Annotated in this window: 11 protein-coding genes; all 11 read right to left on the reverse strand. The window is 54.7% G+C overall.

Translation table 11 applies throughout. The features are described from left to right. Positions 1-77: 77 nt before the first annotated feature. Positions 78-2,420 carry a DUF5703 domain-containing protein gene (locus N0M98_RS19150; protein ID WP_259618862.1) on the reverse strand — a complete coding sequence of 781 codons (2,343 nt, stop codon included), beginning with the start codon at positions 2,418-2,420 and terminating at the stop codon, positions 78-80. 35 nt (positions 2,421-2,455) lie between these two features. Beyond that, positions 2,456-3,385, reverse strand: a complete 930-nt coding sequence (locus N0M98_RS19155) for a type 2 periplasmic-binding domain-containing protein (protein ID WP_259618863.1) — start codon at positions 3,383-3,385, stop codon at positions 2,456-2,458. Then, positions 3,366-3,914, reverse strand: a complete 549-nt coding sequence (locus N0M98_RS19160) for a cache domain-containing protein (protein ID WP_259618864.1) — start codon at positions 3,912-3,914, stop codon at positions 3,366-3,368. Before N0M98_RS19160 ends, N0M98_RS19155 begins: the two co-directional genes overlap by 20 nt. Before the next feature lie 667 nt (positions 3,915-4,581). Beyond that, positions 4,582-5,700 (reverse strand): slipin family protein, encoded by a 1,119-nt coding sequence (locus N0M98_RS19165; RefSeq protein ID WP_259618901.1) that lies wholly within the window; start codon positions 5,698-5,700, stop codon positions 4,582-4,584. A gap of 578 nt (positions 5,701-6,278) precedes the next feature. Then, positions 6,279-6,428, reverse strand: a complete 150-nt coding sequence (gene rpmG, locus N0M98_RS19170) for a 50S ribosomal protein L33 (RefSeq protein WP_259618865.1) — start codon at positions 6,426-6,428, stop codon at positions 6,279-6,281. 24 nt (positions 6,429-6,452) lie between these two features. Further along, positions 6,453-7,649, reverse strand: a complete 1,197-nt coding sequence (locus tag N0M98_RS19175; RefSeq protein ID WP_259618866.1) for a GTP-binding protein — start codon at positions 7,647-7,649, stop codon at positions 6,453-6,455. Positions 7,650-7,972: 323 nt separating this feature from the next. Beyond that, positions 7,973-8,809: a prohibitin family protein gene (locus N0M98_RS19180; protein WP_249863181.1), complete on the reverse strand. Its 837-nt coding sequence runs from the start codon at positions 8,807-8,809 to the stop codon at positions 7,973-7,975. 173 nt (positions 8,810-8,982) lie between these two features. Further along, positions 8,983-10,290, reverse strand: a complete 1,308-nt coding sequence (locus N0M98_RS19185; RefSeq protein ID WP_259618867.1) for an ABC transporter substrate-binding protein — start codon at positions 10,288-10,290, stop codon at positions 8,983-8,985. A gap of 296 nt (positions 10,291-10,586) precedes the next feature. Then, positions 10,587-11,336, reverse strand: a complete 750-nt coding sequence (locus N0M98_RS19190) for an amino acid ABC transporter ATP-binding protein (protein ID WP_249863178.1) — start codon at positions 11,334-11,336, stop codon at positions 10,587-10,589. Positions 11,337-11,350: 14 nt separating this feature from the next. Next, the gene (locus N0M98_RS19195) at positions 11,351-12,019 is read right to left on the reverse strand and encodes an amino acid ABC transporter permease (protein WP_249863177.1); all 669 of its coding nucleotides are present in this window, start codon (positions 12,017-12,019) and stop codon (positions 11,351-11,353) included. Positions 12,020-12,031: 12 nt separating this feature from the next. Then, positions 12,032-12,868, reverse strand: a complete 837-nt coding sequence (locus N0M98_RS19200) for an amino acid ABC transporter substrate-binding protein (protein WP_249863176.1) — start codon at positions 12,866-12,868, stop codon at positions 12,032-12,034. Positions 12,869-13,047 lie beyond the last annotated feature (179 nt).

Here is a 13,047-nt window from a genome sequence, read left to right on the forward strand (position 1 = left end):
CAAATATCGCCGCGCCTCCTGCTGTTCAAGCAAGAAACGCGGCGATTGCCGGTTCGATCCCTATGTGATGTTAAGTTCTACCCCGCGGCGTCCGCGCCGCCCTCCGTCTCCCACATATTCACGACGTCGCCGCTTCGCGCCTCCGGCGTCACCGACCAGCCGGCGAGCTTCCCTCCGCGCACTTGCCCTTGAACGACCGTTTGCCCCGGGGCGTGGAGCTTGAAATCGACATCCCACCCCCGCGGCCAAGCCGGCAGCAAATAGATCGTATCCCCCGAGGTTTGCAGCAGCATATCCTGCAGTCCGATCATGCCGCTGCCGCCCCAGTTATGATCGGGCAGCCAGTCATGGCCCGGCCCCCAGAAGGCCGGGAAGCGCAGCGGACCGTCCGCCAGCTTCTTCACGGCAATGGCGGCCGCTTCTTCGGTCAAACCCATTCTCGCGCAGAAAATGTTATCCTGATGCCAGCTGATATGGTTTTTCTGCTCCGGCGTATCGACGCCGTACCGCCAGGTGTCGATAGCCACCTGCAGCTCCCCTCTGCCGATTCCATACAGCTCGTAAGGAAAGACGGGATACAGCTGCGGAATCTCGACGTTCAGGATTCCGTTCCAGCTCTGCGCGGGGGCAATCGTCTTGCGGCCGCCGATGTACCGGTACGGCAGCTCCGGGAGCCGCTGCAGCAATTCGCGGTAATAGGCTCGGGAGCCGCCGCGCTCGCTCCCGTCGAGCCATTCCCCGGGAAGCTCCAGCACGGCGCTCACGGCGGCGGTCAAAGCGGCGACCAGATCCGCCGGATTCAGCGCCAGCTTATACGTCTCGCAAGCGGTGGACGGGAACAGGACGAGCTTACCTTGCTCATCGAGTCTGCGGGTCGTTTCAAGCGAATACATATATTGGTAATGCTCGTCGAAGAACCGGATGGAGCTTTCGATCAACGGCATGTACTCGCGAATATCCGCGCCGGAATATTCGCGGAATTTCATGATCATGAAGGAAAACTCCAGCTGATTCAAATACAAATATTTGATCCATGGAGCTACTTGCTCGGTCGGGTCCATGAACGGCTTCCGGCAATGAATCCGGTCGTGGCTGTCCGGCCACCCCCATCCCCAACCGATGGGCAGGCCGAAGTTCTCCAACTGCTCGGTGAACGAGCAGCCCTCGTGTCCCCAATACACCTTGGTCCTAAGCTCCGCATTGGGCAGCGCCCGGAGATAGAAGTCGAACTGCGGCTTCATCAGATCGCCGTCGCCGCTCTTCAGCATCGGCCAATAGACGAGCCGCTGATTTTGCGCCGTGAAGCTGCCGCCGCCCCACCGGCGGAAATCCGCCGACTCGCTCTGCCAGCTGTCGTCGCCGCTTAGAACGAAGCAGGGATCGACGGTGAACAACCCGCCGTTGAATTTGGTCGGATACGTTCCGAAGGCGTTGCAGCCCAGCATGTAGCGGAACAACTGATAATTCCGCCCCGTCTGCCATACCGGATCGTCCGCGTCGGGCCGCTCCGGGCGGATATGGATGTAGCTGCGCTCCCAGTAGGCTCTCCACCATTCGCGGGAATCGGCCTTGGCCCGGACTATGTCCTTCTCCGCATGGCGGATCAAGCGATCCAGCTCCCGCCTCCACTCCTCTTCGCTGTCCGCCTGCGAAGTATGCAAGTATACCGCCACCCGGTGATTGTTCTCAGCCCGCTTGCTCTCCAGCCTCCACCCGCGATACGGCGTCCGGATATAGCTGCCCTCCTCGACGCCTGAGGGCTTGCAGCCGCTTCCCGTCATCATGCCGCCGAAGGTCAAATTCTTCTGCGGATTCCACAGCTGCCGCTCCACCTCTCCGAGACCTTCCAGCCGCACCACCTTATCGAAGAACAGCTCCTCCGAGCGGTTCCGATGGAAAAACAAGACGCCCTCTCCGTCAAATGCGACCTGATCCGGCTTCGTCGTAACCGTCCCCGGATAACCGACGGTGCTGAGCGCCGACATGCGCCGGTCCTTCGGCACCTCGCGCTCCTGGAGCCGCCAGTTCTCATACACGGCTTCCAGCAGCGTCGGCTGATCCCCGTATACCTCGACGTGGACGACCGGCTGGTGAACGTCCACCCACACTTCAATGCGGGTTTGCCCGCCGTCCGCCGCCGTGCCGGTAATTTCCGCGTATCCTTCTCTGAGCTTCAGCTCCTGGCGAAAGCCGCAGCCTTCTCCGAACGGGCTCGGATGCAGCCGCAGCCGCACTCTCCCGAGCTTCAGCATCTGGTTGTTTTCATCGAAGCTGCCGCTGCGGTCCATATAAAAGAGCAGCTCCTCCCCTTCTACCCATACGTTCAAACCGATATCGTGACCGCCCACCGGCATGCTCTCGCCCGAGTGTCTGCTCGGAGTATCCCATGCGATATGGCATTGCTCCAGCCATTGCGCCACTTCGTTTCCCTCCTTTTTTGCGGCATTTATTAAGACTATTTCATCGATTTATCGTACGCTTCCTGATAAATTTGCAAATACCGCGGCAAATTCAAGTTGTTGAAGCCGCTCACGTAGGCGTCCCAATCTTTGTCCAGATCCTTCGTGCCGGTAACGAATTGAAGCATATTTTGCTCGATATAGTCCGTTATGTTCTGCCGCAGCATCGCCGCTTCATCCGCTACCGCCGTATCCACCCACACCGACCAGTAAGGGTATACTTCCTTCGGCTGGTTGCCCTCATAGAGCTTCGTCGCTTCGAACAACCGCCGCTCGTAGCCTTCCGCAGTGTAAATATCTTTGGCCGCCGTCCAGGTGGCGCGGTATTCCGCCGTATTGTAATACTGGGCCAGCGCTCCCCACTTGTTGTTCAGCGGCGGCGAATTCGGCGCCTGCGCAATCGGCGTAATTTTGCCCTTCACGCCCAGCCCTTCGTCGTCCGGCCCCGCATCCTTCCAGCTGACTCCTTTCTCGCCGAAGTATCCGAGCGTCGTCCCTTCCTCGGAGAATAAATAATCGATCAGCTTCATCGCGGCAATCTGTTTGTCCTCGCTTGCCTTATTCGTAATCGCGAAGGTCGCCCCGGCGACGTCGCCGTATCTCCACAGCGTATTATGCGCCCCTCCCGGGCCGGTGAGCGGCGGCAGCGGATTGTAGTCCTTATCCCGCTCCGTGCCCGTCGTGACGAAAATGCCGGGATGCATCGCCGCGCCGGCTCCGAGGAGCTGGGCGTCGGCCTTGTCGCCGAGCTGCTTGTAAGCATCGCTGTTTTGGGTAAACGCTCCCGTATCGATCAAGCCGTCCTTGACGAGCGAACGAGCGTAAGCAAGCCCTTGCTTCCATTCCGGCTTATTCGCCGCCATATCTACCTTGCCGTCCTTCATGATGAAATACGTCGTATCGTCGTCATAAATAAAAGCGTTCATTCGGCGCGCTGTTGCGGTACGCAAACAACAAGGCGATCAACAGGCCGAAGAGCAGCGTCGGGACGACGAGCAGCAGCGTAATCTTCTCGATATAGATCGCTTTTTTCATCACGATATGCTGCGGCAAGCCAACGACATACGTCCAGCCGTTATAATCGGATAAGGCGGCGATGATCAGATGATCGCGCTCGATATATTGCCCGCTCGCATACTTCGGGCGCTCCGATTGCGCAGCATCCAGCCCCAGCGATGTGATGCTCCGGCCGTCGCGGTCGACGATATACGCCCAGCCGCCGTATTGATCCGTAATGCTGCGCAGCAGGCTGTTGATCTGATTCTCGTCGATATGAACGACCAGCGTGCCTTTCGTCGACGCCGCGCTTTCGAGCGTCAGCGATTGCAAATAAGTAATGACATGCATATCGCGCCCGGCGCGGCTGTATGCATGCGAAGGCAGCACGGTCCGATTTTGCGCCTGTTGCAAATACGTATCGCGCCACCGCTCGAACGTCCAGCCGGTGCAGCTCATAATAATCGTCCGGACGAACGTAGGCGCCGTCCGCGGAGACGATAATTTTCGAATCGTTTAAATAGATGTAGAAGTCCAGCATAAAATTATTGGTCAAGCTGTAGGGCGCAAGGTCCCTCCACGCCTTCCACATGCCGTAAATGTTTTGCTGCGCCGGGTCCGGGCTCGTCTCGCTCAGCAAGTAATTCAAATTTTGGTTCAACGCAACCTGCCTGGCGAACGCCTCCACTTCCTTCATCCGATGCTCGAGCACATCCTTGCTCTGGTTCAGCATCATGTCCGACGCTTCGAACGCATTCGCTTTGATGATATTCACCGAAGTCAAGTACGAGATGAGCCCCGTGCACAAAGGAATGAGAAGAATCAAAACATAGGATACAAGAAATCGCCTAAATACCCCGGAAGGCATTAGCAGCAGCTTTTTGACATTCAATTCGATCACCCGACCCTGCATAGATTGCGCTTACATTTCATCATAAAAAAACGTTATGTAAAAGTCAGTCGAATTGCGGCTTGTTTTTTGGCGAACGGTGAAAAGAAATGGCGTTTCTTCCCTAATGCGCCGCAGCTTGTTCTCCATGCCAAAAAGCCATAGACGGCCGTCTACGGCTCTCGATCCTTTTTAACGCGGTCCGGACATCTTTGAAAGACCGTCGCCCGGCGTTTTTCATGCGCCTTTTCCAGGGGTCTTTTCACCCAGCAGCGAGTTTAATTGCTCCAGTAAGTTGCCTCCCTCCGTCAGCGAAATGCTCCCGATCTTGTCGCAAATTTTTTCCAGAAATTCAAGCTCCTTCAGCCTAAACAGCGTCTGATTCTCGTCCATCAGCTTCGCCGTATTCAGCAGGCTGCGGGTAGAAGCGATCTCCTCCCGGCGCGTAATCAGGTTCGCCTGCGCTTTCTTCTCCGCCAGAAGCACCGTGTTCAAAATATCCTTAATATCACCGGGAAGCACAATATCCTTAAGCCCGGCGGACAAAAACTGGACTCCGTACTCCTCGCTCTTGCCGTTCAGACGCGTCAGCACGTAAGCGGCGATCTCCTGCTTCATCTTCAGCAGATCGTCCAGCTTCAAGCTGCCTACATATTCGCGCAAAATCAGCTGCAGCTGAATGTACAGCTGTTCCTGAAACGACTTGATCTGCAGCAGACGCAGCGGATCTACGATCCGGTATTGGCATACGAAATTAAGCCGCAAGGTCACTTTATCCTCGGTCATTATCTCCTGTCCGGTCATATCCATCTGCTGCTGGCGGAGATCGACGGTCTGAACCTGCACGGATACCGGCCCTTTCCAGAAATAATATTTTCCTGGCGCAAGCTCCCGTATCATCCGGTTGTTATAAAATAAGGCGCCCGTCTCGTGACTTGCGACCTCGAACGCTTGATAGTAAGCGGACAGCTTTGGCAAAATCGATGCTTCTATCGTATCCGGCAGCTCGGGCGCGCGCGTATCGACGCGAATATACTCATGCTTCTTCAGCACATTCCAGAACGCGTAAGTGCCCGCCGTCAGCAGACCGGCGAAATTGCCGTCCTCGTAATGCAGCACATATTCATGGTCGGCTACCCGGATAACGTCCAGCTCCTCCAGCAGAACGCTGTCGTGCAGAAACAGCCGCACATCCTTGCCCGGAACGGCGAACGGCTGCGTTACGCCGAGAATCGTTACCCGCTCTTTGGAAAAAGGCCGCAGCCGGTAGGTACCGGGCATTAGCGGCTTAATATAGCTTCCGTCGCGAAACAGCAAACCGCGTTCGTCGTTTTGAACCGTTATCGTCGTCCAGATCCATTTTTTCAAATTCATGACATCCTCCTTAGTCGACCTGAACATAGGAATCTCACCGCGCGTTCGGGCGGAATCCCGTTTAAGGACGGGGACGCCTGGGCTTTGAGCAACCGGATGCATGGAGGCCGGGCGAGCGGGCCGAACTTGCTCCCGCTGCCGCCAGCCTGCCGCCGATCATCCGCCGTCCGCACGGTCCCCGATCCGGTATCCACGGATTGCATAGCCTTACACGCAGTATGCTGTCTAAGCCATGAGAGATTCCCTGTGCCGGTCACTGTTAACTTTTTCAATAAGAGTTGAACCCCTTCATCAGCAGGAAGCACGGCGGCAAGAGCGCACAGTATACCAGCGTCAACCTGACGCAAGCACTGCCGGATTGTCTGAAATCCAAGCCCTGGTGCCTCTGCCCCTCGCACTTCAAATTGTAAGAATATGGCCTTCGCCGTTGCTTACAAATGCTATTATCGCCGATGCGGGGCTTGACGAACATGGCGGAAGTATTACAATGTGCCGGTCCTTGACGCGCAAAAAAATCCGCTTTTGGCACAAAAGCGGATTCGTTGCGTTGTATATCGATATTAGCGGGTTTCCCGATGCAAAGTGTGCCGTTTCAAGCGCGGGCAATACTTTCGCAGCTCCAACCGGCCCGGTTGCGTCTTCTTATTTTTCGTCGTCGTATAATTGCGGTCTCCCGTTTCCGTGCAAGCCAGCGTAACAGTTACTCTCATGATCATTCATCTCCTTTTATGTAATTAACGAAAGGCCGGGAGCGGATCTTCAAGCTTGCTCCAATTGCCGTTCATCTCCTCCGGCGTCAGCAGCGCCTCGTCCAACGTCCGGATGATGTCGTCCCGGTTCATATCCACCCCGATAAAAACCAGCTTCGTCACCCGATCGCCCCACGTCTCGTCCCAATCCGCCGATTTGGGAACCTCGCTGCCGAAATAGGCGCGCCGCTCCTCCTCGGTTAACGCCGCAACCCACACACCGGCGGGCGCCAGCTGCCGGGATACGCCGGCTTGGCTGAAGGAAATGGCGGTCTTGTTGCGCGTCGCAATCCACATCAAGCCTTTGGAACGAACGACGGACGCGGGCCATCGCGAAAGCCATTTCAGCAGCCGCTTCGGATGGAACGGGATTTTGCGCGTATAGACGAAGGAGGCGATGCCGTATTCCTCGGTCTCCGGGGTATGTTCCTTCTGCAGCTCCTGAATCCAGCCGGCCGAGCGGCTTGCTTCCTCGAAGTTGAAGCGGCGCGTGTTCAGTATCTCCTTCGGATCGACGTTTCCGTTCACGGCACGGATTAGCTTGGCCTTAGGCTGCAGCCCGCGCAGCGCCGTCTCCAGCTTTTCCAGCTCCTCCTCGGACACCATGTCGCATTTGTTGACGATCAGCACATCGCAAAATTCGATCTGATCGATCAGCAGGCGAACGACGCTTCGCGTATCGCCTTCTCCCGCTTCCTGCCCGCGGTCCTTCAAGCTTTCGCGGGTGAGGTAATCATGCCAGAAATGATAGGCGTCGACGACTGTGACCATACAATCGAGCCGGGTTAGCCGGGATAAGTCGATCCCGTTCTCTTCATCCACATACGTAAACGTCTGGGCGACGGGCAGCGGCTCGCCGATTCCGGTCGATTCGATCAAAATATAGTCAAACCGCTTTTCCTTGGCCAGCCGTTCGACTTCCTCCAGCAGATCGTCGCGCAGCGTGCAGCAAATGCAGCCGTTCGACATCTCCACCAGCTTCTCTTCCGTCCGGCTGAGTCCTCCCCCGTCGCGCACTAACCCGGCGTCGATATTGACCTCGCTTAGATCGTTCACGATGACTGCTACCTTAAGCCCTTGACGGTTATGAAGTACATGATTCAAAACCGTCGTCTTGCCTGCGCCCAAGTAACCGCTCAATACCGTGACGGGAATTTTGTCGCTTAGCGCTTCCGTTGCCATTTACGCACCTCTTTAATAGTAATTATTACTATTAAATAATAACAGAATCCTGCTCATTTGAAAAGTCCCCTCTCTGCATGATTAAAAAGCCTCGGCTTTACCGGGAAAAATTCGCCGCTTGGCATTCACCGATTGCTGCATGCCGTCGCCTGTCGGCCGGACTGAACAAATCCCCAAAAGCGACGTGATGCTCTGAAGCTTAACAATGAAAAAGCTGCTCCGCCGAATATTGATGACGGAGCAGCCTTACGCCTGCGCTTCAGAGGCGTCATTGCATTGAAACTGCCGATCGCGGCGGGATTTGCCCGAATTCCGCCGCCCTCCTATTTATTCCCAAGAGAATCCAGGTCTATGAACGGCGTCGCTCCGCCGGTTACGGTCGGGAGGCGGCCGTCCCACTTCTCAAGCGCCTTCTCCTGAACCTCGATCTGCTTCAATTGGACCAGATCCGGCGTAATCTCCTGCTTCTTCAGCTTCAAGGCTTCGGCCTCCGCCTGCGCTTGAGCCACCTTCTGCTTCGCTTCGATCTCGATCCGCTTCAGGTCGTTCTCCGCCTTAAGCGCCTGCTGCTGGGCAACCTGCTTCGCTTCGATCGATTGATTGAACGCATCGGAAAATTTGAAATTGACGATGTTGATGTCGTTGACGATGAGATCGTACTTGGCAAGCCGCTTAGTCAAATGGTCGCTGATTTCCCCTGCGACGACGTCGCGCTTGGCGATCAAATCTTCGGCCGGGTATCGGGCCGTCACTTCTTTGACAATTTCCTGAATGGCCGGAGAAATAATGACCGTATCGAAGGAACCGCCGATATTGTTCATCAGATTAAACGCCGCTTCCTTATTCACCGAATAGTTTACCGCGACATGAGTCGATACGGGCTGCAAATCTTTGGATGAGGCCGAGGTATCGGTTTCCGCTTTCGTGACCTGCGTATTGACTTGAATGACCGTCTGTACGAACGGCATCTTCAGATGTATGCCCGGTCCGAGAATCTCGTCGTTGAGCTTGCCGAACGTTTTGTACAGTCCCACATGTCCGTATTGTACGGAAGCAAAGCTGTTCAAACCGGCGACGACGACGATAAAAGCTATCAGCAGGCTGGAAATAACGAAGCTGATATTCGTTCGTTTCGGGCTTTTGCTTACTTCTGCATCCATGAAGTCAACCTCCCTTGGGTTATGTCGTTACTTGGTAATACGCTTATGTTCAGGTTATGTTTCAATTTCCCGCTTCTTGCCAGCGATCTTTTGGGCACGCAACGATAAACAACACCCGTCAGCTTCGCCTGCGCGAAACGAATCGGGTGTTGTTCCTGTTTTTTCAAGCGCCGCTACTTCGCCTTTTCTTGAGCAATGGCAAGATTAGCTTCCTCTTCCGCGGTTCGCAGCGCCGAATTCAAATCGAGCTTACCGGTCGAAATGTCCACCAGCGGCTTCGTATAAGCCTTCTCGACGGCATTATCGTACTTGCTTTTGGCCGATAACGGAGCAAGCTTATTGTAGAAAATCGCTTTAAGATTTTTATCTTTAAAGGCCGCGCTTTGACCCAGCGCATTTTGCACGGCGGCGCTTTGCAGGACGGGGACAGTGGCGTTTTGCGCCGCATAGGTCTGATACTCCTCCGATACCAGGAATTTCAAAACCTCCATCGCCGCGTCCTTATTTTTCGCCATATTCGTTACGCTCATTAATGTAGGATAAGGCTGCGATCCGACCTCCGGCTGGTCCTCGAACACAGGCATCGATACGATATCCCAATCCAGATTAGCCATCTCCGCAGGCAAAATGGACTGCAGATCGGATAAATAGACGAACATGGCAAGGCTCTGTTCCTTCAAAAAATCGTCCTTGTAAGGGAGTTTATTATTTAAGGCCGCGATTCGATCCTTGTATACCTGATCTCTTGCCGGCTCCGTGTAGTAAGTTTCATACATTTTTTTCCACAAATCGCTGTTAATCGTCGCTCTCTCGTTCTTGGGATCAACGTACGGCAGCGAAAACTGGTTCATCCGCAGCACATGGGTCGGGGATACGACAAGCCCCGTATACTGCTTGCCGCCGTCATTGCGCGTCAGCTTTCGGGCAAGCTCCAGCGTCTGCTGCCATGTCATGCCGTCTGTAGGAAAAGGAACACCGAACCGCTGGAACAACGCTTTATTATAATAAGTTACCATCATATTGTTAAACACCGGAAGCCCGTACAGCTTGCCGTCCGAAACCGTCTTGGCCGCTTCAAGCAGCGTTGGCTCCAGAGCGTTCAAATCCACATTATGCTTTTTGAGAAGATCGGTCAAATCCAGCTGTAATCCCGCGGTGATCGATTCATTGAATACGCCGATCGAACCATAGTACAGATCAATCCGCTGTCCTGCCGTAACCAGCTGCTGAATCCGATTGTTAGGGTCAACAGGTATGTACTTAATGTCATAGCCGGGGAACTTCCGGCGAATGGCATCCCCGAAGCGGGCATCGAACGCCTCCGTCGTATCCCCGCCTCCCGAATAAAAGAACAGCTCCACCGGCTGATCCGCTTCCGTCTTCGCAACGGCGGACGATTCTCCGTCCTGCTGCGAGCAGGCGCTCGTCATCGATCCCGCGAGCAAGCATAACCCTAAAGAACTCAACCATTTCTTCCTCATGTAAACCCTCCTTTTGAATAGAAGCTGTAACCGTCGAAGCTGCTAAACAAAATACAAAGTTTAGTAATCGGAACTTCCGGATCAGCGCATAGGTAATCGCTTACAAAACAACGGATTTTATTATCGCACGTCCGCTGCACCTATGCAGCCCAAGCATAGCATCCGGCACAGCAAGGAGTCAATTATAGATTCAAATGTTTTTTACTAAACAATCGCTCAACAAACTGACATCGTCGCCTATCTCTTACCGCCATTCTTCACAAGTTAAAGTCAGATTCTTTGGGTTGTTGGGCCAATTACATCTCCCTGTACGTTAAAGACAAAAATTGCACGGTTCTTTCGTGCTTCGGCCGGCTGAACAATTGCTCCGGCGGGCCTTCTTCTACAATAACGCCGTCGGCGAGCAGGATCACCCGATCCGCCACTTCTCTGGCGAACTTCATCTCATGAGTGACGATAACCATCGTCATCCCTTCGACGGCCAACTGCTTGATGACCTTGAGCACTTCCCCGACCAGTTCGGGATCAAGCGCCGATGTCGGCTCGTCGAACAACAGCACGTCCGGGTCCATCGCCATAGCTCTGGCAATACTGACCCGCTGCTGCTGTCCGCCGGACAAACTGTGCGGATAGCTGTCCGCTTTTTGCTCCAGCCCTACCTTTTGCAATAAAGTCATTGCCGCGGCGCGCGCCTCGCCCTTCTTTTTCTTCTGCACGGTAACCGGGCCTTCCATCACATTTTGCAAAACCGTCCGATGGGGGAATAAATGATAGGCTTGAAAGACCATGCCGGTTTTTCTGCGAATCTCCAATAATTGCGACGGCTTCGGCTTCCTGCGCTCCTGAAATTCAAGAGAGCTTCCTCCTACGGTCAACCTGCCGCCGGTAGGAATTTCCAGTACATTGATACAGCGCAGCAGCGTCGATTTCCCGGAACCGGAAGGGCCGATAATGACGAGCACCTCCCCTTGCTTCACAGACAAATCGACGCCGCGGATCACTTCGGACGAGCCGAACGACTTGGTTAGATTAACGATCTCAATCATAGTTGACTTCCCTTCTAATGGGCGACGAATCGGTCGTAGCGCTTCTCCAGCCTGCTTTGCAGCGCCGATAAAATCGTACTGAAAAGAAGGTAGACGACCGCCGCTTCGGAGTACAGCAGGAGCGGCTCGTAGACGACCGCCGTAATTTGCTGCGCTTTCTGGAACAGCTCCGTTACGGTCACGGTAGCGGCGAGAGACGTATCCTTGACCAGGCTGATGAATGAATTGGACAGCGGCGGAATCGACACCCGGATCGCTTGGGGCACGATCACTCTGCGCAGCGCCTGCCAGCGGGTCATTCCGATGGAATAGGCGGCCTCCCATTGCCCCTTCTGAATCGAGCGGATCGCCGCCCGGAAAATTTCCGAGCCGTATGCTCCTACGCTGATCGAAAATCCGATGACCGCCGCGGTAAAGGCATCAATCGTAAGACCGATGGACGGCAAGCCGTAAAATATGATGAAAAGCTGGACCAATAAAGGCGTCCCCCTTATGATCCACACATAGAACCGCGCCAGCCAGTCCAGCGGCCCCTTTCCGATAATCCGGACGAGCGCAGTGACGAACGCCAGCGCGATGCCGAGCGCAAACGAAATCAGCGTGAGCGGAACCGTGTAGGCGATGCCGGCCTGCAGCAGCGGAAGAAACGAATCGAGAACGATGTGAACGGATCTGTCGCTCATCTTCGTCTTCCTCTACTTGGAAACGTCTTGCCCGAAATATTTTTGCGATATGTTCAAATAAGCGCCGTCGCTTTTCATATCCGCCAACGCTTTATTGACCGCCCCGACCAAATCCTCATTGCCTTTATTGAACATTATGGCACTCTCGGAAGCGTCCTTCGTTTCATCGACGACCTTGATCTGCACATCCGGCTTCTGCTTCTTCAAATCGAGATAAGACAAGCTGTCGTTAACCGTCGCATCGATCCGGTTCGACAGCAGCAGATCGACCGCTTGGTTGAAGCCGTCCACTTGGACAATGGAAGCGCCGTTCGATTCCGCAATGGCGCGCAAATTACTGGTCAGCGACTGCCCCGACTTCTTCCCTTTCAAATCGGCCAGCTTCGTGATGCTCTGGTTGTCCGCCTTCACGATCAGAACGGCTTTGGATACGATATACGGGTCGGAAAAGTCGTATTTGGCTTTACGATCCTCATTGATCGATACTTCATTCACAATGGCGTCAAATCGTTTGGCATCCAGCCCGGCGACCATGCCGTCCCATTTGGTTTCAATAAATTCCGGCTGAACGCCGAGCCGCGATGCCACCTCCTGAGCGACTTCCACATCGAAGCCCGTCAGCTTGCCGTCCTTATCGTGGAAGCTGAACGGCGAATAAGTGCCCTCCGTTCCGAAACGGATTTTCCCGCTGCTCTTGATGGCGGCCAATGCGCCTTGGCTTGCCGAGGCGCCGCCGGACGGCGACGGGGTCGGCGCCGCTTCGGGCGGGATCGCTTCCTTTTTGCCGCAGGCGCCAAGCAGCCCCAATGCGAGCGTCAAGCCGATAATCAAGCAAAGCCGTTGTCTCATTCTTTGTTCAACCTCCGTAGAAATCCATTTTCCAGTTCTAATTCCTATTATTGGCTTGTTCTGCCGAATATTATTTATGAGCGCTGCATTTCTTGACAAACCAACGCCGCCAATCCTATAGTAAAGTCACATTCCGTTCTGGCGTATATAATAGCTGACTTCAGAAACGGTTTACGGAT

The sequence above is a fragment of the Paenibacillus doosanensis genome (assembly GCF_025060755.1).
GTDB classification, from domain to species: domain Bacteria; phylum Bacillota; class Bacilli; order Paenibacillales; family NBRC-103111; genus Paenibacillus_S; species Paenibacillus_S doosanensis.